General features: G+C 70.3%; 30 protein-coding genes. 20 read left to right on the forward strand and 10 right to left on the reverse strand.

What is annotated here, in order from left to right; genetic code table 11:
- Positions 1 to 5 precede the first annotated feature (5 nt).
- Complete coding sequence (locus ACTMTI_RS22475; protein WP_441122419.1) at positions 6 to 236, reverse strand: putative acetyltransferase; 231 nt, start codon at positions 234 to 236, stop codon at positions 6 to 8.
- Between the two features lie 105 nt (positions 237 to 341).
- Between ACTMTI_RS22475 and fdxA the strand changes: the two genes are divergently transcribed.
- The 3 genes from fdxA to ACTMTI_RS22490 all read left to right on the forward strand — a co-directional run bounded on the left by fdxA (position 342) and on the right by ACTMTI_RS22490 (position 2599).
- Positions 342 to 668, forward strand: coding sequence for a ferredoxin (gene fdxA / locus ACTMTI_RS22480; RefSeq protein ID WP_106240826.1), 327 nt, complete (start codon positions 342 to 344; stop codon positions 666 to 668).
- A gap of 103 nt (positions 669 to 771) precedes the next feature.
- On the forward strand, positions 772 to 1842 hold the full coding sequence (dapC, locus tag ACTMTI_RS22485; RefSeq protein ID WP_441122421.1) for a succinyldiaminopimelate transaminase: 1071 nt from the start codon (positions 772 to 774) through the stop codon (positions 1840 to 1842).
- Positions 1843 to 1933: 91 nt separating this feature from the next.
- On the forward strand, positions 1934 to 2599 hold the full coding sequence (locus tag ACTMTI_RS22490; protein WP_441122422.1) for a DUF4178 domain-containing protein: 666 nt from the start codon (positions 1934 to 1936) through the stop codon (positions 2597 to 2599).
- A 24-nt stretch (positions 2600 to 2623) separates the two neighbouring features.
- Here the strand turns inward: ACTMTI_RS22490 and ACTMTI_RS22495 are convergent, their stop codons facing one another.
- Positions 2624 to 3439 (reverse strand): hypothetical protein, encoded by an 816-nt coding sequence (locus ACTMTI_RS22495; RefSeq protein WP_441122423.1) that lies wholly within the window; start codon positions 3437 to 3439, stop codon positions 2624 to 2626.
- 36 nt (positions 3440 to 3475) lie between these two features.
- Here ACTMTI_RS22495 and ACTMTI_RS22500 point away from each other — a divergent pair, with 36 nt between their 5' ends.
- From ACTMTI_RS22500 to ACTMTI_RS22525, 6 genes are all read left to right on the forward strand, one after another.
- Complete coding sequence (locus ACTMTI_RS22500) at positions 3476 to 4309, forward strand: 2,3,4,5-tetrahydropyridine-2,6-dicarboxylate N-succinyltransferase (RefSeq protein WP_441122424.1); 834 nt, start codon at positions 3476 to 3478, stop codon at positions 4307 to 4309.
- Positions 4309 to 5379 (forward strand): succinyl-diaminopimelate desuccinylase, encoded by a 1071-nt coding sequence (gene dapE, locus ACTMTI_RS22505; RefSeq protein WP_441122425.1) that lies wholly within the window; start codon positions 4309 to 4311, stop codon positions 5377 to 5379. Before ACTMTI_RS22500 ends, dapE begins: the two co-directional genes overlap by 1 nt.
- 460 nt (positions 5380 to 5839) lie before the next feature.
- Positions 5840 to 6637 (forward strand): TIGR00730 family Rossman fold protein, encoded by a 798-nt coding sequence (locus ACTMTI_RS22510; protein WP_441122426.1) that lies wholly within the window; start codon positions 5840 to 5842, stop codon positions 6635 to 6637.
- Positions 6638 to 6648: 11 nt separating this feature from the next.
- Positions 6649 to 7233 carry a TIGR00730 family Rossman fold protein gene (locus ACTMTI_RS22515; protein ID WP_441122427.1) on the forward strand — a complete coding sequence of 195 codons (585 nt, stop codon included), beginning with the start codon at positions 6649 to 6651 and terminating at the stop codon, positions 7231 to 7233.
- An 81-nt stretch (positions 7234 to 7314) separates the two neighbouring features.
- A complete protein-coding gene (locus ACTMTI_RS22520) occupies positions 7315 to 8097 on the forward strand; it encodes a hypothetical protein (protein ID WP_441122428.1) in 783 nt (260 codons plus the stop codon).
- A gap of 29 nt (positions 8098 to 8126) precedes the next feature.
- The gene (locus tag ACTMTI_RS22525; protein WP_441122481.1) at positions 8127 to 8645 is read left to right on the forward strand and encodes a DNA-3-methyladenine glycosylase I; all 519 of its coding nucleotides are present in this window, start codon (positions 8127 to 8129) and stop codon (positions 8643 to 8645) included.
- Here the strand turns inward: ACTMTI_RS22525 and ACTMTI_RS22530 are convergent.
- The 3 genes from ACTMTI_RS22530 to ACTMTI_RS22540 are packed head-to-tail and all read right to left on the reverse strand — an operon-like array spanning position 8605 to position 12442.
- Positions 8605 to 10851 (reverse strand): polysaccharide lyase 8 family protein, encoded by a 2247-nt coding sequence (locus tag ACTMTI_RS22530; RefSeq protein ID WP_441122429.1) that lies wholly within the window; start codon positions 10849 to 10851, stop codon positions 8605 to 8607. The genes ACTMTI_RS22525 and ACTMTI_RS22530 overlap by 41 nt on opposite strands.
- A gap of 20 nt (positions 10852 to 10871) precedes the next feature.
- Positions 10872 to 11648 carry an enoyl-CoA hydratase/isomerase family protein gene (locus ACTMTI_RS22535; RefSeq protein ID WP_441122430.1) on the reverse strand — a complete coding sequence of 259 codons (777 nt, stop codon included), beginning with the start codon at positions 11646 to 11648 and terminating at the stop codon, positions 10872 to 10874.
- Positions 11645 to 12442 (reverse strand): PaaX family transcriptional regulator, encoded by a 798-nt coding sequence (locus tag ACTMTI_RS22540; RefSeq protein WP_441122431.1) that lies wholly within the window; start codon positions 12440 to 12442, stop codon positions 11645 to 11647. Before ACTMTI_RS22540 ends, ACTMTI_RS22535 begins: the two co-directional genes overlap by 4 nt.
- A gap of 161 nt (positions 12443 to 12603) precedes the next feature.
- Here ACTMTI_RS22540 and ACTMTI_RS22545 point away from each other — a divergent pair, with 161 nt between their 5' ends.
- Positions 12604 to 12771 carry a DUF3117 domain-containing protein gene (locus ACTMTI_RS22545; protein ID WP_020545024.1) on the forward strand — a complete coding sequence of 56 codons (168 nt, stop codon included), beginning with the start codon at positions 12604 to 12606 and terminating at the stop codon, positions 12769 to 12771.
- Positions 12772 to 12857: 86 nt separating this feature from the next.
- Positions 12858 to 14267 carry a leucyl aminopeptidase gene (locus ACTMTI_RS22550; RefSeq protein WP_441122432.1) on the forward strand — a complete coding sequence of 470 codons (1410 nt, stop codon included), beginning with the start codon at positions 12858 to 12860 and terminating at the stop codon, positions 14265 to 14267.
- Between the two features lie 31 nt (positions 14268 to 14298).
- Here ACTMTI_RS22550 and ACTMTI_RS22555 read toward each other — a convergent pair whose 3' ends face one another.
- A complete protein-coding gene (locus tag ACTMTI_RS22555) occupies positions 14299 to 14937 on the reverse strand; it encodes an O-methyltransferase (protein ID WP_441122433.1) in 639 nt (212 codons plus the stop codon).
- A 187-nt stretch (positions 14938 to 15124) separates the two neighbouring features.
- On the opposite strand from ACTMTI_RS22555, the gene sigE reads away from it, so the two are divergent.
- The 5 genes from sigE (at position 15125) to ACTMTI_RS22580 (ending at position 19248) form a co-directional block, all read left to right on the forward strand.
- Complete coding sequence (gene sigE / locus ACTMTI_RS22560; protein ID WP_441122434.1) at positions 15125 to 15757, forward strand: RNA polymerase sigma factor SigE; 633 nt, start codon at positions 15125 to 15127, stop codon at positions 15755 to 15757.
- A 1-nt stretch (position 15758) separates the two neighbouring features.
- Positions 15759 to 16280, forward strand: coding sequence for an anti-sigma factor family protein (locus ACTMTI_RS22565; RefSeq protein WP_441122435.1), 522 nt, complete (start codon positions 15759 to 15761; stop codon positions 16278 to 16280).
- Between the two features lie 875 nt (positions 16281 to 17155).
- Positions 17156 to 18346 carry a S1C family serine protease gene (locus tag ACTMTI_RS22570; protein WP_441122436.1) on the forward strand — a complete coding sequence of 397 codons (1191 nt, stop codon included), beginning with the start codon at positions 17156 to 17158 and terminating at the stop codon, positions 18344 to 18346.
- A 144-nt stretch (positions 18347 to 18490) separates the two neighbouring features.
- Positions 18491 to 18853, forward strand: a complete 363-nt coding sequence (locus tag ACTMTI_RS22575; RefSeq protein ID WP_441122437.1) for a sec-independent translocase — start codon at positions 18491 to 18493, stop codon at positions 18851 to 18853.
- Between the two features lie 26 nt (positions 18854 to 18879).
- Entirely contained in the window at positions 18880 to 19248 is a 369-nt protein-coding gene (locus ACTMTI_RS22580) for a hypothetical protein (protein WP_441122438.1), read from the forward strand.
- Between the two features lie 12 nt (positions 19249 to 19260).
- On the opposite strand, the gene ACTMTI_RS22585 is transcribed toward ACTMTI_RS22580, so the two are convergent.
- Complete coding sequence (locus tag ACTMTI_RS22585; RefSeq protein WP_441122440.1) at positions 19261 to 20214, reverse strand: EamA family transporter; 954 nt, start codon at positions 20212 to 20214, stop codon at positions 19261 to 19263.
- 97 nt (positions 20215 to 20311) lie between these two features.
- On the opposite strand from ACTMTI_RS22585, the gene ACTMTI_RS22590 reads away from it, so the two are divergent.
- Together ACTMTI_RS22590 and ACTMTI_RS22595 are read left to right on the forward strand one after the other, a co-directional pair.
- A complete protein-coding gene (locus ACTMTI_RS22590) occupies positions 20312 to 21520 on the forward strand; it encodes a magnesium transporter MgtE N-terminal domain-containing protein (RefSeq protein ID WP_441122441.1) in 1209 nt (402 codons plus the stop codon).
- Positions 21510 to 21977: a DUF1003 domain-containing protein gene (locus ACTMTI_RS22595; protein ID WP_441122442.1), complete on the forward strand. Its 468-nt coding sequence runs from the start codon at positions 21510 to 21512 to the stop codon at positions 21975 to 21977. Before ACTMTI_RS22590 ends, ACTMTI_RS22595 begins: the two co-directional genes overlap by 11 nt.
- Here ACTMTI_RS22595 and ACTMTI_RS22600 read toward each other — a convergent pair.
- Positions 21961 to 22422, reverse strand: coding sequence for a MarR family winged helix-turn-helix transcriptional regulator (locus ACTMTI_RS22600; RefSeq protein WP_441122444.1), 462 nt, complete (start codon positions 22420 to 22422; stop codon positions 21961 to 21963). The genes ACTMTI_RS22595 and ACTMTI_RS22600 overlap by 17 nt on opposite strands.
- A gap of 158 nt (positions 22423 to 22580) precedes the next feature.
- Here ACTMTI_RS22600 and ACTMTI_RS22605 point away from each other — a divergent pair, with 158 nt between their 5' ends.
- Both ACTMTI_RS22605 and ACTMTI_RS22610 read left to right on the forward strand, forming a co-directional pair.
- Positions 22581 to 23720, forward strand: coding sequence for an Mrp/NBP35 family ATP-binding protein (locus ACTMTI_RS22605; protein ID WP_441122445.1), 1140 nt, complete (start codon positions 22581 to 22583; stop codon positions 23718 to 23720).
- Positions 23721 to 23765: 45 nt separating this feature from the next.
- On the forward strand, positions 23766 to 24698 hold the full coding sequence (locus tag ACTMTI_RS22610; RefSeq protein ID WP_441122446.1) for an HpcH/HpaI aldolase/citrate lyase family protein: 933 nt from the start codon (positions 23766 to 23768) through the stop codon (positions 24696 to 24698).
- Here the strand turns inward: ACTMTI_RS22610 and ACTMTI_RS22615 are convergent.
- Positions 24688 to 25233, reverse strand: coding sequence for a DUF6529 family protein (locus ACTMTI_RS22615; protein WP_441122447.1), 546 nt, complete (start codon positions 25231 to 25233; stop codon positions 24688 to 24690). The two genes, ACTMTI_RS22610 and ACTMTI_RS22615, sit on opposite strands and share 11 nt — an antisense overlap.
- Positions 25230 to 25916, reverse strand: coding sequence for a hypothetical protein (locus ACTMTI_RS22620; protein ID WP_441122448.1), 687 nt, complete (start codon positions 25914 to 25916; stop codon positions 25230 to 25232). Before ACTMTI_RS22620 ends, ACTMTI_RS22615 begins: the two co-directional genes overlap by 4 nt.
- Positions 25917 to 26023 lie beyond the last annotated feature (107 nt).

Here is a 26023-nt window from a genome sequence, read left to right on the forward strand (position 1 = left end):
TACCGCTACGTTCGCCGGGGTCGAGGAGGCGCGGCCGGGACGACCTTGGCGGCTACCAGCGCATCTTCGAAGATTTCCACCAGCGTGCCGTCTTTTTTACGTATTTTCAGCACACCACTATCCCAGGACTCCAGAACCCCGACCGTGTCGCGAAACCCGCCCGGGACGCGCCTACGAGTGGTGATCCGTGCGCCTATATCCTGATTAGTGATCGCGATGACGAAGCGTGCGGCCACGAGTTTGCCACCCTCCGTTTCGGCCAGCTGGCAAGCACGGCAATACTAGGGCCTAGCAAACCGCGGTCAGTGTCATGCCATGGTGCGGAGAAGAAGGAGCTCGAGGTGACCTACGTCATCGCGCAGCCTTGCGTGGACGTCCTGGACAAGGCGTGCATCGAGGAATGCCCCGTCGATTGCATCTACGAGGGCGAGCGCATGCTTTACATCCACCCCGACGAGTGCGTGGACTGCGGCGCGTGTGAGCCTGTATGCCCCGTCGAGGCGATTTTCTACGAGGATGACCTTCCTGAGCAGTGGAAGGACTTCTACAAGGCGAACGTGGACTTCTTCGAAGACCTCGGCTCGCCCGGTGGTGCATCCAAGGTCGGGAAGATCGAGAAGGACCACCCGGTGGTCGCCGCCCTGCCACCGCAGGGCGAGGACCACTGATCCGGTCCTGACACGCCGTGCGCGGGGGGCATCCTTGCCGGATGCGCCCCGCTCATGTGGCATGTCATAGCGCTGGTACGGCACCGCAACACCCTGGAGAACCGTGAACAACCTGCCCGACTTCCCCTGGGACCGGCTAGAGCCGTACAAAGAACGCGCGCTCGCACATCCCGACGGCATCGTCGATCTCTCGATCGGCACGCCCATCGATCCCGTGCCCGAGGTCGTACAGAACGCCCTCGTCCAGGCCGCCAACAGCCCCGGCTACCCCGTCACCCACGGCACCAAGGCGCTGCGTGAGGCCGCGGCCGGGTGGTTGCGGCGCAGGCACGGCATCACCGTCGAGCAGCAGGACGTCCTCCCGCTGATCGGCTCCAAGGAGTTCGTCGCCTGGCTCCCCACCTACCTGGGGGCCAAGCGGGTGGTCTTCCCCGAGCTGGCCTACCCCACCTACGACGTGGGCGCCCGGCTGGCCGGTGCGGTGGCCACGGCCTCCGACAGCACGCTCGCGCTCGGCCCCGAGCACGTGGACCTGCTCTGGGTCAACTCACCGGGCAACCCCACGGGGCGGGTGCTGCCCGCCGAACACCTGCGCAAGGTGGTCTCCTGGGCCCGCGAGCGCGGCACGATCGTGGCCTCCGACGAGTGCTACCTCGAGCTGGGCTGGGAAGAGGAGCCGGTCTCGATCCTGCACCCCGACGTCTGCGGTGGCTCCCACGAGGGGCTGCTCGCGGTTCACTCCCTCTCCAAGCGCTCCAACCTGGCCGGCTACCGCGCCGGGTTCGTGACGGGCGACCCCGCCCTGGTCAAGCGGCTGCTGGAGATCCGCAAGCACGCGGGCATGATGATGCCCGCCCCCGTCCAGGCGGCGATGACGGCCGCGCTCGGCGACGACGCGCACGCCGACGCGCAGCGCGAGCTGTACGCCGCGCGCCGGGCCCTGCTGCGTCCCGTGCTGGAGCGGGCGGGGTGGCGCATCGACCATTCGACGGCAGGGCTGTACTTCTGGGCGTCGAACGGGCAGAGCGCCTGGGATCAGGTGAGTAAGCTCTCTGAAATCGGCATTTTGGTCGCGCCGGGAGACTTCTATGGATCGGCAGGTGGGCGGCACATCCGCATCGCCGTCACCGCGAGTGATGAGCGCATCGGTGCGGCCGTGCGCCGCCTCCAGTAGGATCCCCCGTCATAGCCGACCAAACGGGCCGGCACGCATAAATTGATAAGGGCTATTGCCGAGGCAGACCGCGAGTGGAGCGAGCTGATCGATGAGCATGACCTCCATGGTCGTACTCGGGCTGAGCATCGCGACCGTCCTCCTGCTGCTGGGGGCCTTCTTGGCCACCATGCGGCAGGACCGGAAGGGCCGCGCGAGCACGCCGCCGGCGGCGGTCGAGGTCGCTCCCATCGAGACCCCGCTGCCGGCCCCGGTGAGCGTGTCGCCCGGGCACGCCGGCTCCGACTACACCGACCCCCGCACCATCCGGGTCGGCGACCGGATCGCGGTGCTCGGCTCGCCCGCGCGCGTGCTCGGCGCGATGCACATCTCGTGGCAGGGGCATCAGTGGATCGAATTCCTGCTGCGCACCGCCTCCCGCCGCGTCCAGTGGCTCTCCGTCGAGGTGCTTCAGGGCGAGCCGCCGCAGTTGGAGGTGCTCCTCTGGAACGACGTGCCCACGCAGGGCATGGTGCCGGCCAAGAGCATGCTGATCATGGAGGGCGTGGAGTTCTTCCCGATCGAGCGGGGCACGGCCGCGTTCCGGAGCGAAGGCGACACCGGCACCCCTGACCGGGGGCTGCTGGACTTCGCCGACTACCGGGCCTCGGACGGGCGGCTGCTGTCCTTCGAACGCATCCAGGGCAGCGCCTGGACGGCCAGCTACGCCGAACCGCTCCCGCCTGGCTCGATCTCCATCGTCCGCCGCGCCTCGTAACGCCCGCTGCGACCTCAGCCCGCGCTAGGACAGTTCGACCTGGGCGGTGCCGGACGCGCCGCCTGCCTGCCAGCCGTCGACCTCGATGTCGTTGGACCACGTGGCCCCGCTGTAGCGAACCCGGCTCAGCGCGTATTTCTCGGCGTGCGCCACCGACCAGGCGGCGATCAGCCACCCGCGCTTCTTCGAGGTGATCGCCGTGCTGCCGAGCGCCCGCGCGAGCTGCTTGCGTGCCTCGCCGGTCTTGGGCTCCGGCGCGGGGCTCTTGCTCGTCGGATACCAGCAGTGGACGGCCTGCGGGACGCGCCCGGTGAACGCGGCCGCGAGGATCTTGGCGTCCGCCTCGTGCGGCGCGTACGCATAGCCGCCCGCCGAGCGCTGCACGGCCTGCGCCGCCTCCGCCAGCGGGATCTTGCGGTAGTTCTTGACCTTGACCAGCGCGGCGAAGAACTTGTTCGTGGCATAGACGGGGTCCATGAGCTGCTTCTCGGCGCCCCAGCCCTGCGACTCGCGCTGCTGGAACACGCCCACCGAATCGCGGTCGCCGTAGGCGAGGTTGAAGAGCTTGGACTCCTGGATCGCGGTCGCGTACGCGATCACCACCGCCCGCTCGGGCAGCTTGCGCCGCGCCGCGACGGCGGCGATGGTGGCCGAGATCTGTGCCTGCTCGGGGTCGAGGTCGAGCGCGCCGTCGGGGGTGCGCACGGTGCAACTCGCCTCGGGAATCGCCAGTTGCGGCGTTCTCTTCAGCAGGTGGTAGAGACCCACGGAAATGCCCACGGCGAGCACGACGACGATGATCGCGATGGCGATGACTCCACGGGAGAAGCGCAGGCGCACCCTGAAAAACCTACCCGGCCGGATAAGCTCCGGGCCATGAGTGACGTGAGCACCTCCGCGCGGATATCTCCGGCCATCGATGAGCTGTGGGAGCGCCGCGCCGAGTTGTCGCCGGCCGACGCCGAGGCACGCCACGTGGTCGTCGCGGCGGTGGACCTGCTCGACCAGGGTCAGGCCAGGGTCGCCCGGCTGGTGGACGGCGAGGTGGTGGTGGACGAGCGCGCCAAACGGGCCATCCTGCTCGGCTTCAAGGTGCTCGGCATGGCCCGCTCGCAGGTGGGGGATTTCCAGCACCACGACAAGATCCCGCTGAAGAGCTCCTTCGACGGCGTACGCGTGGTGCCCGGCGCCATCGCCCGCTGGGGCTCCTACCTCGCGCCCGGCGTGGTGCTGATGCCGTCGTTCACGAACATCGGCGCGTACGTGGACACCGGCACCATGGTCGACACCTGGGCCACCGTCGGATCCTGCGCCCAGATCGGGAAGAACGTGCATCTGTCCGGCGGGGTCGGCATCGGCGGCGTGCTGGAGCCGCCCAACGCCGTGCCGGTCGTCATCGAGGACGAGGCGCTCATCGGCAGCCGCGCGATGATCGTCGAGGGCGCGAGGGTGGGCCGGGGCGCGGTCGTCGGGGCCGGAACGATCCTGTCCGCGTCGATCCCGGTGATCGACGTCGAGACGGGCGAGGAGCTGGCCCGCGGCCGGGTCCCCGACTGGTGCGTGGCCGTCGGCGGCACCCGGCAGAAGGAATACCCCGGAGGCACGTTCGGGCTGCCGTGCGTGCTGGTGATCAAGCGTTTGGAGCCGGGGCAGCGGCACGACAAGGCGGCGCTCAACGAGGTGCTGCGCGAACACGGAGTGGACACCTGATGCTGGATCTGACGCAGGACGTACGCGCGCTGACCGCCGCGATCGTGGACATCGAGTCGGTGAGCGGCGACGAGCGGGCGCTGGCCGACGCGGTCCAGCGGGCGCTGACCGCGCTGCCGCACCTGAAGGTCGACCGGTCGGGCGAGACCGTGGTGGCCCGCACCGACCTGGGGCGCCGGGAGCGCGTCCTGATCGCCGGGCACCTCGACACCGTCCCCGTCGCCGCCAACCTGCCCAGCCGCGTCGAGGGAGACCTGCTGTACGGGTGCGGCACGTCGGACATGAAGGCCGGCGTGGCGGTCGCGCTCAAGCTGGCGGCCACCGTGCCCGCGCCCACCAAGGACGTGACGTACGTCTTCTACGACTGCGAGGAGATCGAGGCCGAGCGCAACGGCCTCACCCGCGTGGCCAGGGACCATGCCGACTGGCTCGCGGCCGACTTCGCGGTGCTGATGGAGCCGACCGACGGCGTGATCGAGGGCGGCTGCCAGGGCACGCTGCGCGCCGACGTCACCGTGACGGGCAAGCGGTCGCACAGCGCCAGGTCCTGGTTCGGGGTCAACGCCATCCACGGGATCGAGCCGGTGCTGACCCGGCTGAACGCGTACGAGCCGCGGCGGCCGGTGGTGGACGGGCTCGAATACCACGAGGGGCTCAACGCGGTCGGCGTGCGCGGCGGGGTGGCCGGGAACGTCATTCCGGATCTGTGCGTGGTGACGGTCAACTACCGGTTCGCGCCGGACCTGTCGATCGCGCAGGCGCAGGAGCACGTACGAGAGGTGTTCGACGGTTTCGAGGTGGCCTTCGTGGACGCGGCGCCGGCGGCCCGGCCGGGGCTGACGCATCCGGTGGCGGCGGCGTTCACCGCGGCCGTCGGCGGCACGCCGCGGGCCAAGCTGGGGTGGACGGACGTGGCCCGCTTCTCCGCGCTGGGCGTGCCGGCCGTGAACTACGGGCCCGGCGATCCGAACCTCGCGCACCAGCAGGGGGAGTACGTCTCGCTCCCGAAGATCGTCGAGAGCGAGACTGCCATGCTGAACTGGCTCACAACGTCAACTGCACCCACCTGAAGGGAGGGGCTTGCTCTCGAGACTTCCGGCTGGCTGCCGGACGACCCGTAGCGTCCGGGCGGTTGACGACGCCCCGGGCGGCGTGCCGCCCGCGATGGGGAGATGGCCGATATCGGGTCAGGAGCCGTTTCCCGGTCGCCCGGTGCCTTCGACCCCGTCCATCATCTGTGCGTAATCGTAGCATCACGCATCGACACTCTGCGGGTCCCTCGGAAAGGATCAAAAATGAAAGTGGCCTTCCGCGCCGGCCATTTGGCGGGGAAGACCACTTTCAGTCCCGAGCAGCACCCTCGGCAGTTAGACGCGGGCGAGCCGAAATTCGGTTCCCTGGTTTTTCCAAGATTTTTTAAACAGCCGATTTGGCCCTCCTGCCAGGGAGTTCGTGCTCAGAGGTGACTCTCACGGAACTCGTGGGCAGCAGTGAGACCGACCTCGTACGAGAAGGACTAGCGTGATCCCCATGGAACCGTCACGTCGAGAACGCCGTCAGGGGCAGGCGGTCTTCCGCGGCAGCCTCGTCCCCACCTCCACCCACGACCAGCGCCTGCTCGCCCGTCAGGGGCCATCCGACTGGGTCCACATGGACCCGTGGCGGGTGCTGCGCATCCAGGCCGAGTTCGTCGAGGGGTTCGGCCAGCTCGCCGAGCTGCCGCCGGCGGTCACCGTCTTCGGCTCCGCGCGCACCGCCGAAGGGTCGCCCGACTACGAGATGGGCCAGGCGCTCGGCCGGGCGCTGGCCCAGGCCGGCTACGCCGTGATCACCGGCGGCGGGCCCGGCGTCATGGAGGCCGCCAACCGCGGTGCGAACGACGTGGACGGCGCGGTGTCGGTCGGGCTCGGCATCGAGCTGCCGTTCGAGCAGCGCATGAACGACTACATCGACCTCGGCATCGAGTTCCGCTACTTCTTCGTGCGCAAGACGATGTTCGTCAAATACTCCTGCGGCTTCATCACCCTGCCCGGCGGCTTCGGCACGCTCGACGAGCTGTTCGAGGCGCTGACGCTGGTGCAGACCGGCAAGGTCACGGCCTTCCCCGTGGTGCTGATGGGCACTGAGTTCTGGGGCGGGCTGCTGGAGTGGATCAAGAGCACTTTGCTCGGCACCGGGAAGATCGCGGCTCAGGACCTCGATCTGATCAGCGTCACCGACGACGTGGACGAGGCCGTCCGCATCATCGTGGACGCCGACCTGGCCAACTCCGAGCAGCGCGGGCAGGAGCTGGAGGCCGCTGGGGCCCAGCACGCCGAGCCCCAATAGGCTTTCTCGGTGTGAACATCTGCGTCTTCTGCGCCTCGAGCCTGCACATCGACAAGAAGTACATCGAGCTGGCCGGACAGGTGGGTGCCGAGCTCGCCAAGCGGGGTCACACGTTGGTGAGCGGCGGCGCCACCGTCTCCTGCATGGGCGCCGTCACCTCGGCCGCCCGCGCGGGCGGTGGGCGCACGATCGGCGTGATCCCGCAGGTCCTGGTGGACATCGAGGTGGCGGACGAGGGGTCGGACGAGCTGATCGTCACCACGGACATGCGCGAGCGCAAGGGCCTCATGGACGCCCGCTCCGACGCGTTCCTCGTGCTGCCCGGCGGCATCGGCACGCTGGAGGAGCTCTTCGAGATCTGGACCGCGCGGGTGCTCGGCATCCACGACCGCCCCCTGGTGGTCCTCGACCCCTGGGGCCTGTACGGCCCGCTCAAGCAGCTGATGAGCCACCTGTACGACGAGGGCTTCACCCGGGCCGAGGTCTTCGACGCGATCTCCTGGACCACGACGGTGGACGAGGCGTTCGCCCACCTCGAATCCCGCTCCCAGCCGGTCCGGCCCAGCATCGCCGAACTCGGCGAGTCCACCCGGTGACCAGCGCGCTCGCCGCCCGGAGACGCGCCAGATGAGGCAAGTGCGCCTCTCATGCCCCGATGCTATGAGTACGATGCCAATGTGCTGGTCATACTCGCCATCGCCGCCATCGCCGTCTTGGCCTGCGTGGTCCTGGTCTCCCTGGGCAAGGGCGGTGAGCTGACCGAGTTCCCGCCGGACGTGCCGCCCCTCGACCTCCCCGAGCCGGGGCAGCTCACAGCGGTCGATTTCATGGCGCTCCAACTGCCGGTCAACCTGGTCGGCTACCACACGGCCAGCGTCGACGAGACCCTCCGCAAGGCCGCCGGCGCGATCAGCGCGCGTGACACCCGGATCGCGGTGCTGGAGCAGCGGGTCTCGGAGCTGCTGGCGAGCCGGCTGCAGGCGCGTCAGGAGGTCTATGCGGCGCCGGGGAACGGCCTGCGTACCGACCACTCGCCGCCGGCCAGCGCGCGAGAGCTGCCGGAGTCCGGCGATCCCGTGTCGGCGAGCGGGGCCTCGGTGTCCTGGGACGGGGGCGCGGAGCTGCGGCACCTGCCGGAGGGCACGGAGTGGCGGGTGCCCAAGACCGACGGCGACGCCGCCGATGCTGCCGCCGATGAATCCGCCGATGCTGACGCCGACGACGTGGCCGAGCCTGTCGTGAGCGCCGACGAGCCGGCCGCAGTCGACGACGAGCCGGTTGCGGCTGCCGGGCAGCCGGTGGCGAGCGAGGCCGTCGGTGAGGAGGACGAGAAGCCGGATGAGCGCATCGATGACCCGGAAGAGGCGGCCGACGCGCTGAAGCCCGGTGACGAAGGCAGCGAGGGCGGGCAGGAGCCCGTGCGCGCCGCGATGGGCAAGGACGGGGACGAGCGTTCGTGAGTGAGCCGATCCGCTGCTTCTGGCCCGGCATGGCGGACCCGATGTACCTGGCCTACCACGACGATGAGTGGGGCCGCCCGGTCAGAGGCGATGACGCGGTCTTCGAGCGAGTGGCACTGGAGGCTTTCCAGTCGGGGTTGTCGTGGCTGACGATCCTGCGCAAGCGGGAGAACTTCCGCGCCGCCTTCGACGGCTTCTCCATCGTCAAGGTGGCCGCGTACACCGAGCAGGACGTGGAGCGGCTGCTCGGGGACGCGGGCATCGTCCGCAACCGCGCCAAGATCGAGGCGGCGATCGCCAACGCCAGGGCGGCGCTCGACCTGCCGGACGGCCTGTCGGAGCTCGTGTGGCGCTTCGCCGACCCCGGCGCGCCCGTGCCGGGGTCGATGGCGGACGTGCCCGCGACCACCCCGGAGTCGAAGGCGCTGGCCAAGGAGCTGAAGAAGCACGGCTTCAGGTTCGTCGGCCCGACCACCGCCTACGCGTTGATGCAGGCGATCGGCCTGGTCAACGACCATATCGAGGGCTGCGTGGCGCGTACACGCTGAGCTCGGCCGTGTGCGTCCGCCCGAGTGAGCCGCCGAGCCGGACGGTGACGGCGGGGTTCGTCCCCGGCCGTACCGAGACGGTGTCGTCGGCCCTGACGACGCCGCGCGCCGGGCGGTCGAGCGTGAGCGTCACGGCGTCCACCGTCCTGCTCGGGTCGGCCACGGCCAGGAAGACCCGCTCGGCCGCCCGCCGCACGAGCACCACGCAGGGCCCGTCCACGCTGACGCCCTCGACGCGAGCCGGCCCCCAGAACGCGGCCGCCAGCATCGTCCGCGTCCGCACCGCCTGCACCTGCGGCGTGTTGGCCGCCACCCGCACGGGACGCGACCCGCGAAAGGCCCGGGTGCGCTCGCGCGAGGCGTTGGGCAGCAGCACGTAGGCGTAGGAGGCGTCCACGGGATCGACGCCGTGGTCGAACCAGAAGGTCACGTAGCGCCGCGTGACCGGGTCTAGGGCGCCGCGCGTGTCGTCGCCCGCGTTGATGTCCCGCCAACTGCCGTTACGCCCCTCCACGAGGCACAGCGCGCCCTCGAACACGTAGCCGCCCACCCCCGGCAGGTGCGCCCAGCCATCGCCCAGGTACGGCTCCGCGTCCGTGGCCCGGTTCTCCACCACCGTCTCGATGGTGCGGCCGTCGCCGCCGGTGATGCCGCTGCCCAGCGCCACCACGGCGGTGTCCAGGCAGAACCACGACTTGCGGGCCCGCAGGCTCACGCCGTCGCCGGCCAGCTCCATGGCGGCGGCGCCGTACCGGCCGTCGAGCACCGCGCCGCCGGCCCACGCGTTGTCCGGCCGGTGCGCGCGGAAGGACAGGTCCGCACGCTCGCGCGTGTCGACCGTGGTCCCCGGCAGCCGGTACGGGTCCACCGTCGGCCAGAAGTCCTCTCCGAACTGGCCCAGGTCGTTCGTGTAGAGGTAGGTCATGCCGTCGCCGGTGTACCAGCCGTGCGGGTTCTCCCGGTTGATCGCCTCATACGCGGCGATCCGCCGGGACGAGAGGCTGATCGCGAAGGACCAGCCGGGCCGCCGGTGCACCACCCGGTCCATCGAGGGGAACACGAAGTGCCCGACGGCCCCGGCCGCGGCCTCGACGGCCGGGTCGTCCAGCACCGCGACCGCCCGCCGCGTCTCCGGCACGTCCGCGTGCTCCAGGTAGGGGCGGCTCCTGCCGCGCTCGATCCATCCCTTGGCCAGTTCCTTGAAGCGGCTCCGGTACGGCTCCGGCGCGCACCCCGCGAGCAGCAGCACGGCACCGATCAGGCCGTGGCCCGCCACCGCGTCCGAGAACGCCTGCCGGGTGGCCGCCCGCCCTCTGACCGTGTCCATCAGCAGCCCGTCGTGGACGAACGGCGCGAAGGACCGCTCGACCGCGTCGAACACCACCTGCCGCCCCGGATCGGTGACCTCCCATGGCGACCCGTCGAGCAGCGCCAGCGTGCGGGCGACCGCGATCAGCAGGGACAGGCCGTACGAGCCCGTGTAGGCCACGTCGCCGTGCTGGATGAACGACCCGTCGCGGTAGAAGCCGTCGCCGGACTCGACGTACCCGAACACGCCGCCCCGCGCATCGGACAGTCCGTCCCTGGCCGCCGCCAGCTTGGCCGCGCAGCGCCCGGCCACACCGCGTAACGCGACGATGCAGGCCTTGTCCGCCCGGTTCGCCCCGGTCTCGCGAATCTCGGGCCACCCGGCGCGGCAGTCGGCGTCCGGGCAGAACCGGTCGATCGCCCCGAGGTACGCCGCCCGCCGGTCGGCTTCGAGCCGGTCGCCGAGCAGCACGCACGCGCGGCTCAGCTCGGCGGGCGTGCCGATCTCCCAGAACCACCAGTTGCCCGTCTCGGGAAGCCGCTCGTTGTAGTGGCGCTCGTAGAGCAGGTCGAGCGCGTCCACCACCGTCGTCGCCACGGCGTCGTCGCCGTGCTGGGCGGTGCCGGGCGTGGCCCAGGCCGTGGCGATCAGCCGGAGCCGCGCGTAGCCGCCCGTCACGTTGCCAGGTTGGCCGTCCAGCGGGAGGTCCGGCCAGGTCAGGCCGGGGGACAGGGCGGCCAGCCGGTCGGCGGCCGCCTCGCTCAGCCTGGCCAGGGGTCTGGCGTAGACGGGGTCGGAGCCGTCGATCCGGCCGCCGGTGAGCAGGCCGAGCGCGGTCGCGCGCAACGCGTCGAAGTCGTCGTCGTCGTTCGCCGGCGCGTCGTCGGAGTGGCGCATGGGCTATGGAGTATCCCGCGTCACTCGGCTGTGAAGGTCGGGAGTTCTTTGGCCAGGAAGGCGCGGGTGGCGTTGAGATGGTCTCTGGTGGCGGCGCACTGGTCCTGGAGTTCGGCCTCCATGGCCAGGGCGTCGGGCAGCGAATGCGTCGCGGCGTAACCCAGGGCCCGCTTGGTGGCGGCGTAGGCGAGTGTCGGGCCGTTGGCGAGGCGTACCGCCAGCTCCTGGGCCGTCTTCAGCACGTCGTCGGCGGGGACCACGCGCGTGACCAGGCCCAGCTCCAGCGCGCGGGCCGCGTCCAGCGGCTCGCCGAGCAGCAGCAGCTCGGCGGCGCGGCCACGCCCAACCAGGCGTTGCAGCGTCCACGACGCGCCCGAGTCCGGCGCCAGCCCGATGCCGGAGAACGCCAGCGCGAACTTGGCCTTCTCCGAGGCGATCCGCAGGTCGCAGGCGAAGGCCAGGGACGCGCCCGCGCCCGCGGCGACGCCGTTGACCGCGGCCACCACCGGCTTGGCCATGGTGGTGATCAGCTCCACCATCGGGTTGTAGTGCTCGCGGACGGTGTCGGCCAGGCCGCGCCCGGCCTCCAGGTTGCCGGCGTGCTCGCGCAGGTCCTGACCCGCGCAGAAGGCCCGGCCCGAGCCGGTGAGCAGCACGGCCCTGACCGAGCGATCGCCCGCGGCGCGGCGCAGCGCGCCGAGGAGGGCCTCCTTGGTCTCGGCGGTGAGCGAGTTCATAGCGTCGGGGCGGTCGAGGGTGATGGTGGCGACGGCATCGGCCACGTCATAGCGGATCAAATCAACTCCCTGTCGACGAACGCGGCGGCTGCGGGCAGCAGCCGGGCGGCCTCCTGCTCGAAGTAGGCCCTGGCCTTCTCACCCGGCCAGCCGGCGGGCAACAGCTCAGGCGGCAGGCCGGGATCGCGGAACAGGAAATTGCGCCATCCGTGCACGAGCCTGCTCCTGGTGGCGAACACCTGGTCCGCCGGTGCCCCTTCGGGCAGTCTGCCGATCAGCGTGACAGCCGCGGCGAGCCAGTGCTCGTACGCCTCGCCGATGGCGGCCAGATCCCATGCCCGCGCCACCAGCTCGCGCGGGTCGCCCTCGAGCGCCGCGTCGAACCTGTCGGCCCGCACGCCCTCGCTCTCGAGCAGGTTGTCCAGTTCGATGGACGAGCGTGGACCGATCCAGGTCGTCTCCGACAGCGCCGCGTAGCCGAGGAACGTCAGGTCGGCCCGCAGCCGTTCCCTGCGCGGGCGTTCTTTGACGGGCTCCAGGACGATCAGGTGCCAGCGGCCGTGCCAGATCAAAGTCCCGGCTCGGTAAATTCTCAAGGCCGCTTCATCGAGGCGGCGGACGCATTTCGGCGTGAGCGCGTACCCGGCTCCTTGCGGGAGCCTGACCGGGCGCAGCCACCCCTGTCGCACCATGCGCGAGACCGCCGTCCGCACCGCGGGGGCGGCTATTTCCAGGGGTTTCATGAGCCGGACGAGCGCGGCGACGGACGCCTGCCCACCGCGTGAACGCAGGTGGTCTCCATAGAGATCGAACAGAGCGGCGCGAGCGTGCACGCAGTCCAGTCTGGACGTCATCGCACCGCTCGACAACGCATTCTGGGAGGAGATCGTTACCCATGAGCGCTCTCGATGCGGGAGAATGGGACATCACAGAAGACGTGAATGCGCCGACCACCCCCCACGGGCGGTCGGAAATCGCGGGGCCGCGGGAGCCCAAGGCAGGAAGGGATGCACGCATGGCGGCGATGAAGCCGCGGACCGGCGATGGTCCGCTCGAGGTCACCAAGGAAGGGCGCGGCATTGTCATGCGGGTCCCTTTGGAGGGTGGCGGCCGGCTCGTCGTGGAGATCTCCGCCGACGAGGCAAAGGCGCTCGGTGAGGCGTTGAAGAACGTCGTCGGCTGAGCACTCCCCGGAGAGACTTTTTTTTGGTTCCACGACCCTGGCGTAGTCCGGCGCCAGGGTCGCTGACGTTCGAGGAGAGATCGTCCGTGCCTATTGAGACCACTGCCTCTGTGGTCGCCGCGGTTCCCGCCGGCGCCGAGCTGCTGGCCGTCCCCTACGCCGCCGACCTCAGCCCCGCGCACGCCGTCGAGCTGCACGTGCCGGTGGCCGACCTGCTGGCGCACTACGAGGCCAAGGGGGAGGCCGGGGAGATCGTCGAGGTGCCGGTGGCGCGGGCCGGCGGCGTGGGCAGGGTGCTGTTCTACGGCGTGGGCGACGGCTCGCCGGGTGCCCTGCGCAAGGCCGGCGCCGCGCTCACGCGCCGGGTCAAGGGCAGGGACACACTGACCGTGGTGCCGCCCGAGGGCGACGTGGCGGCGTTCGCCGAGGCGGCGCTGCTGGCCTCATACTCGTTCAAGATCGGCAATGCGGGCAAGAAGGCCGTGCGGGCGCTGGCGTTCGCCGGGGCGGACGAGGGGCAGGTGCGGCGCGCCGAGACCGTGGCCCAGGCCGTCGCCCTGGCCCGCGACCTGGCCAACACGCCCGCCTCCGTCAAGAACCCCGCCTGGCTCGCCGACCGGGCCGCCGAGCGTGGCCTGCCGGTGCGGGTGTGGGACGAGGAGCAGCTGCAGGCCGACGGGTTCGGCGGCATCGTCGCCGTCGGGCGCGGCTCGGCCAGCCCGCCCCGGCTCATCCAGCTCTCCTACACGCCCGCCGAGCCGGTCGACCGGCACGTGGTGCTGGTGGGCAAGGGGATCACGTTCGACTCGGGCGGGCTGTCGCTCAAGCCGACCGACAACATGAAGTTCCAGAAGACCGACATGGCGGGCGGGGCCGTCGTGATCGCCGTGCTCGGCGCGCTGGCCGAGCTGGGCGCCCCCGTACGCGTCACGGGGCTGATCGCGGCCGCCGAGAACATGCCGTCGGGCACCGCCCAGCGGCCCAGTGACGTCATCAAGCACTACGGCGGGCGCACGGTCGAGGTGCTCAACACCGACGCCGAAGGGCGGCTCGTGCTGGCCGACGCGCTCGCCTACGCCGACGCCGTGCTCGACCCCGACGCGGTCGTGGACATCGCCACGCTCACCGGGGCGATCAGCGTGGCGCTCGGCCGCAGCGTCGGCGCCGTCTACGCCTCCGACGACGTGCTGGCCAAGCAGTTGCTGGATGCGGGGCAGGCCAGCGACGACCGGCTGTGGCGGATGCCGCTGATCGAGGACTACGCGCCCGCGCTGGACTCGTCGATCGCCGACTTCGCCAACGTCGAGGCCGGGTCCAGATACGGGGCCGGGTCGATCACGGCGGCGCTGTTCCTGCGGGAGTTCGCGGGGCGGCGGCCGTGGGCGCACCTCGACATCGCCGGGGTCGGGCGCAGCACGGTGGACGAGGGCACGCTGACCAAGGGCGCCACGGGATTCGGCGTGCGCGTCCTGCTGGAGTGGCTCACCCGGGCGTAGCGCGGCCTTCGCGGCCGAGGCCGTCTCGCGCTCAGTCGGCGATCTTGACGGCGGCCAGCAGGCCGTCGCCCAGGGGCATGAGCACCGAGCGCAGGCGGTCGTCCGACTGCACCAGCTTGCCCAGTTCGCGCAGCGCCACCGTGTCGGGGTCGCGCTGCGTGGCATCGGCCACCCGGTTGTGCCACAGCATGTTGGCGAAGGCCACGACGCCGCCCACGCGCAGCAGCCGGACCGCCTCGGCCAGATAGTCGGCGTATTCCTGCTTCGCGCCGTCGGCGAACACCACGTCGTAGCCGCCGTCCGACAGCCGCGGCAGCACGTCGAGCGCCCGCCCGGTGATGAGCCGCACCCGCCCGCCCGCGAACCCCGCCTCCGCGAACGCCTGTCTGGCCAGCCGCTGATGCTCGGGCTCGACGTCCACGCTCGTCAGCGTCCCGTCCGTACGCATGCCGCGCAGCAGCCACAGACCCGAGACCCCGCACCCCGTGCCGATCTCGACGACCGACTTGGCGTGGACGGCGGTGGCGAGGAAGCACAGCGCGGCCCCGCCGCCGGGAAGGACGGGCGTGGCCCCCATCTCCAGCCCGCGCTGACGCGCCGCGTGCAGGATCTCATCCTCCTGATGGAACTGCTCCGCATAGGCCAGAGTGGCCTCCACCGGACTGGTCATCGGCCTCCTCCCCCCAACTTTCGTGCGATTGGTCGCAGAAGGTCATACACGTGATTGGCAACGATCGCAGCCTAGGGGAGACACGCCTGGACGGGAACTCAGGAGGCTCTCGAGGCGTTGCAGGTTTAAACGGGCTTTGCCGGTCCGGAGGGCAGGCAGTGCGCACGAAGGGACGAAACCAGGCACTATGGCGGTAGCGGTGGTCCCAGAGAGAGGAGTTCTGGTGGACGAAAGCGACCACCAGGCAGATACTCCCGTGTCGTCTGACTGGACTCCTCCCACCTGGGAGGAAGTGGTGCGGACGCATTCCGCACGCGTGTATCGGCTGGCTTATCGGCTGACCGGCAACGTCCACGATGCCGAAGACCTCACACAGGAGGTCTTCGTACGGGTCTTCAGGTCGCTGTCGAGCTACACCCCCGGCACGTTCGAGGGGTGGCTGCACCGGATCACGACCAACCTGTTCCTCGACATGGCGCGGCGCAAGCAGCGCATCAGGTTCGAGGGACTGGCCGACGACGCCGCCGAGCGTCTGCGCGGCAGGGAGCCGTCCCCGGCCCAGGCGTTCGACGACGCTCACCTGGAGCCCGACATTCAGGCCGCCCTCGACGCGCTCGCACCCGAGTTCCGGGCCGCGATCGTGCTGTGTGACATCGAGGGCCTGTCTTACGAGGAGATCGCGGCCACGCTCGGCGTCAAGCTGGGTACGGTCCGAAGCCGTATTCACCGTGGCCGGGCGCAGTTGCGGGAGGCGCTCGACCATCGGGCCCCCCGTAATTCTCAACTCCCCCCGACCGTGATCCGTGGGGAGGAATTCTGACATGGCTCATCTTGGAGAGAGAGTTTCCGCGCTCGTCGACGGGGAGCTCAATCATCACGAACGAGAGCGCGCGCTGGCGCATCTGACCTTCTGTGCTGACTGCCGGCACGAGGTCGAGTCGATGCGGGCGCTGAAGTCGCGCCTGCGCTCGCTCGACACCCCGGCGATGCCCGCCGACCTGACGATGTCCCTGCTCCGGATGGCGGAGCCGGGAGGGCCGCTGCCGCCGAGGGAGCGCCCTTTCCCCAACCGTACGTTCGGGGGAGTGCCCATCCCTGGGCCGCACACCATCGCTCCCCTCGACAACCGCCCCCGCAGGGACGCCACTGGCGGGGCCTCGGGCCCTGGGCGCGGTAGTAGGCGGCGCACGACGTACGTCGCGGTCAGCGTGGTTTCCGCGGCCGTGGCGCTCGGGACGTTCTTCGCGGTCTCGAGCGCGGGGCAAAACTCCGTCACGCCGCCCGTCGAGCTCTGGAAGGTTCAGCCGTCGCAGTCGACCGCTCCCTCGACCGCCACGCCTTGAGATCCAGATATGCCTGGGATGCTGGGCTTGGCGTAGTTCACGACGCTTGGGGCATACGATCTGGGTTCGGGATTTGTCATAGGCGATTCCTGACGAATGCTTTATGACCCTCGTATGCCGCAAGAACGAGGATTGCGGTGGCCGAGCCAAGGAGTGGTGAGACTTAGATGACCGACGAGACGCGCCCCACCGAAGGACGCACGCCGTCGGACTCCTCCGAGCCACAGGGGCGGCCGGAGTTCCTGCCCGCGCAGGATTCATCCGACCAGGCAGGCCGGCGGCCGGAGCCGCCCGCCTCCTTCGGCCTCTCGTGGGGCGACCCGTCGGGCCGTACCGAGGTCTCCGGCGTGCCGCCGTACGAGCAGCCATATGAGTACCGCTCGTACGGCGGTTCGTATGACGGCGGTGGCTCGTACGACAGTTCCCCCCAGAGTGGTCCGTCCCCCACTCACGGTCCTCCCACGTTCGGGGCTCCTGACACTGGTGCGCCTTCTCAGGAGAGCCCTTCCTTCGGGCCTCCTGATGCTGGTGCGCGCTCCAACGAGAGCCCGTCCTACGGGGACAGTGGTGCGCGGTCTTACGAGAGTCCGTCGTTCGGGCCTCCGGACACGGGTGCGCGGCCTTATGAGAGTCCGTCGTTCGGGCCTCCGGACACGGGTGCGCGGCCTTATGAGAGCCCGTCCTACGGGGACAGTGGTGCGCGGTCTTACGAGAGTCCGTCGTTCGGGCCTCCGGACACGGGTACGCGGTCTTACGAGAGCCCCTTGTTCGGGCCCCCGGACAGCGGTGCGCGGCCCTATGAGGGGCCGCCGTTCGGTGGGTCGTCCTCTTACGGCGGTGGGACTCCGCCGCCGCCGCCGCGCCAGGCGCTCGGCATGGGCAGTGGCTGGGCGCCGCCGCCTCCGGGCGGGCCGGGCGCGGCCGGAGCGCAGCGGCGCGGCCCCGGCACCGGCGGGCTGATCGCGATCGCCGTGGCCGTCGCCCTGGTGGCCTCGTTGCTGGGCAGCGTCGGCACCTACCTGCTCACCAGGCCGAGCAGCGGCACCGACCCCTCCTACAGCCTCGGCCCCGTGCCGACGGGGGCCACCAACCGGCCGCCGGACTCGGTGGCGGGCGTGGCCTCGCGGGTGCTGCCGAGCGTGGTCTCGCTGGAGGTCGGCAACGGCTCCAACACCGAGGGCGCATCGGGCTCCGGCTTCCTGATCAAGAACGGCTACGTGGTGACCAACAACCACGTGGTCGCCCTGGCCGCCAACGGCGGCGAGATCCGGATCGTGTTCCACAACCGCAAGACCACCTCCGGCCGCATCGTGGGCCGCGACCCCGGCTCGGACCTGGCCGTGATCAAGCCGGAGGAGACGTTCGGCACCCCGGAGATCACCCTTGGCAACTCCGACCAGGTCGTGGTCGGCGACCCGGTCATCGCCATCGGCTCCCCGCTGGGCCTGACGGGCACGGTGACGACCGGCATCGTCAGCTCGCTCAACCGGCCGGTCATCGCGGGCGACGAAACCGGCACGGGCAACGAGGAGCCCGCGTACATCAGCGCCATCCAGACCGACGCCGCCATCAACCCCGGCAACTCGGGCGGCCCGCTGGTGAACGGCCGGGGCGAGGTCGTCGGGGTCAACTCGGCCATCGCCACCCTCAGCCGGTCGGTGAACAGCCAGAGCGGCAGCATCGGGCTGGGCTTCGCGATCCCGGTCAACCAGACGCGACGGGTGGCCGAGGAGCTGATCAGCACCGGCCGGGCCAAGCGGCCGAAGATCGGGATCACTCTGGACAAGGACTACCAGGGGCAGGGCGTGAAGATCGCCAGTGGGCCCTCTGGCGGTCGTCAGCCGGTCGACGCCAACGGGCCTGCCGACAAGGCGGGGTTGAAGGCCGGTGACGTGATCCTGGAGATGGACGGGCTGGCGTTGCAGGACGGGAACGAGCTGATCGCGCTGATCCGGAGCAAGGCGCCGGGAGCCAAGATCAATATCAAGTACCAGCGTGCGGGCCAGGAGCGCACCGCCACGCTCACCGTGGCGGCCGACGAAGAGCCCAGGCCCTCCCCGTCTTAAACGCTTTAGGGTGTTTTGCGGCTTCGGCAAGTGGGCGCCGACCGGCGAAGCCTGGGGGAGCGACCGACCTATCCCCCAAAGCCCTTAGTCTGTGGATAGGCCGGGGTAGTCCTCGGAACGGTTGGACTGCGGTAGGAGCTCACGGTGTTCGGACTCGGGTGGATGGAGATCGGGGCGCTGGTCATTCTGGCGCTGCTCGTCTTCGGTCCCGAAAAACTGCCTCAGGCCGCCGCACAGGCCGGCAGGACGCTTCGTAACCTGCGCCGGATGGCGAACAACGCGCGCGACGATCTCCGCGCCGGTCTGGGCCCGGAGTTCCAGAACTTCGACCCGGCCGACCTCAACCCGCGGAACTTCGTCCGCAAGCACCTCCTCGACGACATCGAGGACGACTGGAACGGCAAGTCCAAGGAGCTGGAGCCGGCCACCACGGCTCCATACGAGCCCGAGCCCGTGGACGAGCTCGGCTTCGGCGAGCTCCCGCCCTACGACTCCGAGGCGACCTGACCGCGCCCCGAGTACAGTGCTGAGGTGTGAGCGACAACACCGCGGCCATCGAGGAGGGTGCCAAGAAGTCCGGCATCCTCTGGCTCACCCTCGACCGTCCCCGGCTGGCCTGGCACGCCTGGCACGACGGCGCGATCTACCTGGTGACGGGCGGCGAGGAGCAGGAGCTGCCCGGGCTCGACGCGCTCGACCGGGTGCACGTGACGCTGCGCAGCAAGGACAACGGCGCGCGGCTGGTGGAGTTCGACGCGGCGGTGTCCGTCGTGGATCAGGCCGCGGCGGCCGACGCCGTGGCGGTGCTGGCCAAGGAGCGGCTCAACGCCCGCGACAGCGAGCAGCTCACCGAGCGCTGGGCTCGCGAGTCCACCGTTCTGCGGCTCACTCCCGACCGCTGATTCCGGGCGCGCTCAAGCCTGTGCCGTGGCCTCTATGGGCTCTTCGAGTGCCGCAGGGACGGGCTGAGTGGCGGCCGTGGCGGTTTGGGCCAGGAGGGCGCCGGAGAGGACGATCAGGCCGCCGATGATCTGGAAGACGCCCAGCGTCTCGCCGACCAGCGCCCAGGCCACCACGGCGCCGGCGATGACCTCCAGGGACGCGACCGTGGCGCCCACCGCGGCAGACAGCCGCCGCACGGCGTGCACCCCCAGGATGTACGCGATCACGGTCGCGACCAGCAGCATCCACAGGTACGCCACGATCACCGGCAGCGTCAGGCCGCCCTCGGGCGTCGCGGAGACGGTGAAGGCGTCCCAGGGGATGTCCCACGGGCGGGCGAACGGGATCAGCACCACGGCCGCCCCCGTCATCCCCCACGCGATCAGGCCCAGCGGGTCCACGTCGTCGCCGAAGCTATCGTTCATGATGAAATATCCGGCGCAGCACGCCCCAGCCAGCAGCCCCAGCAGCAGCCCGAGCGCGTCCAGTCGCAGCCCCTGCCACGCCTCGACGACGATCCCCAGGCCCACGACGGCGACGACCGCGCCTATGTAGGCCGCCCGCGCCAGCCGTACCTTCCGGACTAACCGCACCCAGGCCACCACCATCACCGGGGCCATGAACTCCAGCAGCAGCGCGATCCCCACCGGCAGCCGTGTGATCGCGACGAAGTAGAGGGCCTGCACTCCGGCCACCGCCATGACCGCGTACAGCCCGAAGAACGGCAGCCGCGACCGGGGGATGCGCAGCGCCTGCGGCTTGACCACGGCCAGCACGGCCACCAGCAGCAGCCCGGCGCCCGCCATGCGCGTCCAGACGGCCTCGATCGGGGCCAGCCCGGCGGCGATGAGGTATTTGGCCATGGGACCCGAGAACGCGAAACACCACGACGACACGAACGCGAGCGCGAGCCCCGCATACCTCATCGCACACCACCTACCTACGTAATGACCGTTAAGCGGGTTTGATACTGACACGACAGGCGTCCCGGGCGCAACGGGACAGCCCTGTTAGCCTGGCCACGTGCAGATCTTCGTGGCCCGGCTACCGGGGACCCCGGTCTTCGACCCCGCGGGCGACCAGATCGGCCGCGTCCGGGACGTCGTGGTCGGCCTGCGCATCGGCCGCCGGCCCAACGTCCACGGCCTGGTGGTGGAGGTGCAGCCGCGGCGGCGGGTGTTCCTGCCCCTCACCCGCGTACGCCGCATCGAGGCGGGGGCCGTGGTCTTCACCGGCCGCCTCAACATGCGCAGGTTCGAGCAGCGCGCCACCGAGACGCTGGTCGTCGGCGAGATGCTCGACCTCACCGTGCGCCTCGAGGACCAGCCCATGACCGTCTACGACGTGGCCATGGAGGAGGTCAAGCCGTCCACCTGGGAGATCACCAAGGTCGCCCTCTACAAAGGCAGGCGGCGCGAGCCCCGGATCGTGGACTGGAACGCGGTGTCCGGGTTCGACACCCTGCAGAAGGACCAGGGCGCGGCCGGTCTGATCGCCGCGTTCGCGTCCATGCGCGCCGCCGACATGGCCACCGCCCTGCACCAGTTGCCGAGCAAGCGCCGGGTGGAGATCGCCCGCGCCCTCAACGACGACCGGCTCGCCGACGTCCTGGAGGAGCTGCCGCCCGACGACCAGATCGGCATCCTGGGCACGCTGGAGCCCGAGCGGGCGGCCGACGTGCTGGAGGAGATGGGCCCCGACGACGCCGCGGACCTGCTGCACGACCTGCCCGACGAGCAGGCGGCCAAGCTGCTGGCGCTGATGGAGCCGGGGGAGGCGGCCCCGGTGCGGCGACTGCTGACGTACCCGGAGAACAGCGCGGGCGGCGTGATGACCAGCGAGCCGGTGATCCTGCCGCCCACGTCCACGGTGGCCGAGGCGCTCGCGCACATCAGGCAGCAGGACCTGACGCCCGCGGTGGCCGCCCAGGTCTACGTGACCCGGCCGCCGACGGAGACGCCGACGGGCACGTACCTGGGGGTCTCGCACTTCCAGCGGCTGCTGCGCGAGCCGCCGTCCACGCTGCTCGGCGCCGTGCTCGACCCGTCGATCGACCCGATCAGGCCGGAGTTCACGCTGCTCGAGGTCACCTCCTACCTGGCGCACTACAACCTCGTCGCGGCCCCGGTCGTGAACGAGCTCGGCAGGCTCGTCGGCGCGGTGACCGTCGACGACGTCCTGGACCACCTGCTTCCCGAGGACTGGCGCGAGAGGGCCGACCGTGACCGCTGAACGACTGGACCAGCCCCGCGATCTGCGCCGCTCGCTGCGGCCCCACTACGACCCCGAGGCGTTCGGCCGGCTGTCCGAGCGGATCGCCCGCTTCCTCGGCACGGGGCGGTTCCTCGTCTACATGACGGTTTTCGTCGCGGTCTGGGGGATCTGGAACGCGGTCGCGCCGGCGCACCTCAAGTTCGACCCGTATCCGTTCATCTTCCTCACGCTCATGCTGTCGCTGCAGGCCAGCTACGCCGCGCCGCTGATCCTGCTGGCGCAGAACCGGCAGGGCGACAGGGACCGCATCCAGTACGAGCAGGATCGCGAGGCCGCCGACCGCAATCAGGCCGAGATCGAATATCTGACGCGCGAGATCGCCGGCCTGCGCCTGGCGCTGAACGAGGTGGCCACCCGCGACTACCTGCGTACGGAGCTCAGCCGGCTGCTGGAGGAACTCAAGGAGCGCCGTTGACGTCGAGCTTGGCGAGCATCGCCCGGATCTGCCGGATCTCGCCCGCCCCCAGCAGATCGAGGAACTGGCTCCTGATGCCGCGCAGGTAGGTCGGGGTCGCCTCGGCCAGCCGCGCCGCGCCGCGGTCCGTCAGCACCGCGAACAGCCCGCGGGCGTCGTCCGCGCACGCCTCCCGCGACACCAGCCCGTCCCGCTGCAGCCGGTCGATGAGCCTGGTCAGGCCGCTGCGGGAGAGCAGCACGCGGTTCGCCAGATCATTCATGCGCAGCCGCCGCTCGGGGGTCTCGGCCAGTTGCATGAGCACGTCGTACGAGGCCAGCGGCAGATCGTGGGCGTCGAGCAGCTCCGCCTCCAGATGGCGGGTGATGCGCACCTGGGCGCGCTGCATCATCCGCCAGACCGCCAGCTCCTCGACGGTCAAGCCCTCGTCGCGCAGAAGAGTCACGGAGTAACCTTAGGCGTTGTTGCACAGACATCTAACGCATGGATTAACTCAGCAAGGCCACGGGTTCATACCATGGAGAGGCATCCTCACTGGCGACCCGCGCCTGTCACACATATACCGACAAAGGAGGGCCGGCACTCCTTCGTGCCGAGACTTCGATGGCACCAACCCAGGAACAGGTGACGGCGGCCCTCGGGACCGTCATCGACCCCGAGATCCGTCGCCCGATCACGGATCTCGGCATGGTCAAGAGCATCGAGATCGCTCCCGGCGGGGCGGTGCGCGTAGGGGTCTATCTCACCGTGGCCGGCTGTCCGATGAAGGACACGATCCGCCGCGATGTCACGACCGCCGTGGCCAAGGTCGAGGGTGTGACGGGCGTCGAGCTCGAGCTCGACGTCATGAGCACCGAGCAGCGCAAGAAGCTGCAGACCACGCTGCGGGGCGACCGCGGGCCGGAGAAGGAGATCCCGTTCAACCAGCCCGGCTCGCTGACCCGCGTGTTGGCGGTGGCCAGCGGCAAGGGCGGGGTCGGCAAGTCCTCCGTGACGGTCAACCTGGCCGCCGCCATGGCCGCGAGCGGCCTCAAGGTCGGCATCGTCGACGCCGACATCTACGGCCACAGCATTCCTCGCATGCTGGGCGCCGCCGAGCGGCCCACCAAGGTCGAGGACATGATCATGCCGCCGGTCGCGCATGACATCAAGGTCATCTCGGTCGGCATGTTCAAGCCCCCCGAGGGCAACACGCCCGTGGTGTGGCGCGGTCCGATGCTGGACCGGGCGCTCCACCAGTTCCTGGCCGACGTCTACTGGGGCGACCTCGACGTCCTCCTGCTCGACCTGCCTCCGGGCACCGGCGACATCGCCATCTCGGTGGCCCAGCGGCTGCCGTCGGCGGAGATCCTGGTCGTGACGACGCCGCAGATGGCCGCCGCCGAGGTGGCCGAGCGGGCCGGGTCCATCGCGGCCCAGACCCACCAGCAGATCGCCGGGGTCATCGAGAACATGGCGTGGCTGCCCTGCCCGCACTGCGACGAGCGCATCGCGGTGTTCGGCGAGGGCGGCGGGCAGACGGTCGCGGACGCGCTGACGCGCACGCTGGGCGCCCGCGTGCCCATGCTCGGCCAGGTCCCGATCGACCTGCGGCTGCGCGAGGGCGGCGACGAGGGCAAGCCGCTGGTGCTGACCGATCCCGACGCGCCCGCCGCGGCCGAGCTGCGCAAGATCGCGGCCGGGCTGAGCAAGCGCTCCTCCAGCCTGAAGGGCGTCCCTCTGGGCCTGTCACCGAACCGCTGAGCCCCTCACCCCCGGCCTCCGGGGGTGAACGGCTAGCGTGTGCGCATGCGCTCACGTCGTTCGGTTCTCGCGGTGCCCGGCAGCAACCCCCGTTTCCTGGAGAAGGCCCAGACCCTGCCCGTCGATGAGGTGTTCCTCGACCTGGAGGACGCCGTCGCGCCGGCGGCCAAGGAGCAGGCGCGCGCGAACGTCGTGGCCGCCCTGCGCGAGGGCGACTGGTCCGGCAAGACTCGCGTGGTCAGGGTCAACGATCTCACCACGCAGTGGACGTACCGGGATGTGATCGAGGTCGTCGAGGGGGCGGGGGAGTTCCTCGACTGCCTGATCCTGCCCAAGGTGCAGGATCCCACCGAGATCGTCTGGCTCGACACGCTGCTCACGCAGATCGAGAAGGCCATGGGGTACGCCGTCGGCCGCATCGGCATCGAGGCGCAGATCGAGAACGCCCGCGGCCTGGTCAACGCCGACGCCATCGCCGGATCCTCCAAGCGGCTGGAGGCGCTGGTGTTCGGCCCGGCGGACTTCATGGCGTCGATCAACATGCGCACGCTCGTCGTCGGCGAGCAGCCGCCCGGCTACGACGAGGGCGACGCCTACCACTACATCCTCATGCGGCTGCTCATGGCGGCCAGGACGCACGACCTGCAGGTGATCGACGGTCCCTACCTGCAGATCAAGGACGTCGAGGGGTTCAGGCGGGTCGCCAGGAGGTCGGCGGCGCTCGGGTTCGACGGCAAGTGGGTGCTGCATCCCTCCCAGGTCGACGCGGCCAACGAGGTGTTCTCGCCGGCGCAGGAGGACTATGACCACGCCGAGCTCATCTTGGAGGCGTACGACTACTACACCACGGTCGAGAAGCGCGGCGCGGTCATGCTGGGCGACGAGATGATCGACGAGGCCTCGCGCAAGATGGCGCTCGTCGTGGCCGCCAAGGGGCGGGCGGCCGGGCTGACCCGTACGAAGAGCTTCACACCTTGAAGCCGATGGCGGTGAAGAACCAGAACGACGAGGTCAGCCAGAGCCCGATCAGCGCGGTGAACACCAGTCCGCCGAGCACCGGCAGCGTCCAGCCGGGCGCGTCCCGTTTCGGCAGGGCCAGCATCTTCGCGGTGAAAACGCCGTAGAAGAAGCAGCCGAGCAGCGAGTGCGCGAGCACCCGGGGCACGTCGTACTGCAGGCCCAGGGCGTAGAGGCAGTGGAAGGCGACCGGGATCGTCAGCACGAACGCCAGCCGCCCCGACCAGCGGTGCACGCCGGGCGGGATGCTCACCCCGAGCTTGCCCCACATCGACAGGGCCGAGACTACCTGCACGATCGCCAGCACGAACGCCCCCGTCGTGAGCCACACCTTCATCGGCAGCGCGGCGGAGAAGCCCGCCACCCCGACCGCGAACCCGGTGGGGGTGTGCGCGCGTCCGTAGACGCCGAGCGCGAGCATGACCAGGCCGCCGGCCAGCAGTGGCACCAGTAACGTGGCCAGGCCGCGAGAGGGCCGGTGGCGGATGGCGGTCATCGCATCTCCTCGATGAAGCCGTCGACGTCCTTCGGATAGATGGTGGTGCCGTTGGCCGTCACGGGCGCGGTGGGCTCGTCGCCGTCCAGTTCGGGGATCGGCACCGGCTTGCCGCCCTCGGTGGCGGCGCCGACTTGGTAGTAGCCGCCGTTCGGGTTCTTCACCATGATCCAGCCGGCCTTGAACTGGGCGCCTCTGACGATCGCGGTGGCCCGGTACAGGCCCGACGGCTTGACCACCGTGGGTGCGACGAAGCTCCACTTCTTGCTGCCGACGGAGACCCAGCCCTTGGCCTGCCCGCCGCCCAGCGCGGCCGTGATCTTGCCGGTGGCTACGCCCTTCAGGTTCACCTGACCGGCCGATTGGCTGCCCTTGAACCAGACCTCGGTCCTGCCGTCGCAGAAGTAGCCGATGGCCTTGCCGTCTCTGATCGAGATCGCGATGAGGGCGCCGTTGCCCTTGACGCGGCCGGCGTAGTCCACCTTCTCCACCTTCTCCGCCTCGGACTTCGTGGGCGAAGGGGACGGTTCCGCGGTCTTCTCCTCCACCGCGGGTGCCTCCGCGGCGGTGTTGCCGGCGGCCGAGCGATCGGCCGCGGGTGTCGCGTTGATGCTGGCGACACCCAGCCCCGCGGCGAGCACGGCGCCCGCCATGAGGGTGATGACAGGTCCCAGCCTTGACATGGACTGCTCCCAGGGTCGAAATGCTTCTGGTCGGCCGCGTCAGCGTCCGACTGCAGGCGGCAGATCCCTGCCCCCATGCCTCCGAGCATCCGCCTAAAAGGGCGGAC

This window comes from Nonomuraea sp. H19, from assembly GCF_052068215.1.
Classification (GTDB): Bacteria; Actinomycetota; Actinomycetes; order Streptosporangiales; family Streptosporangiaceae; genus Nonomuraea.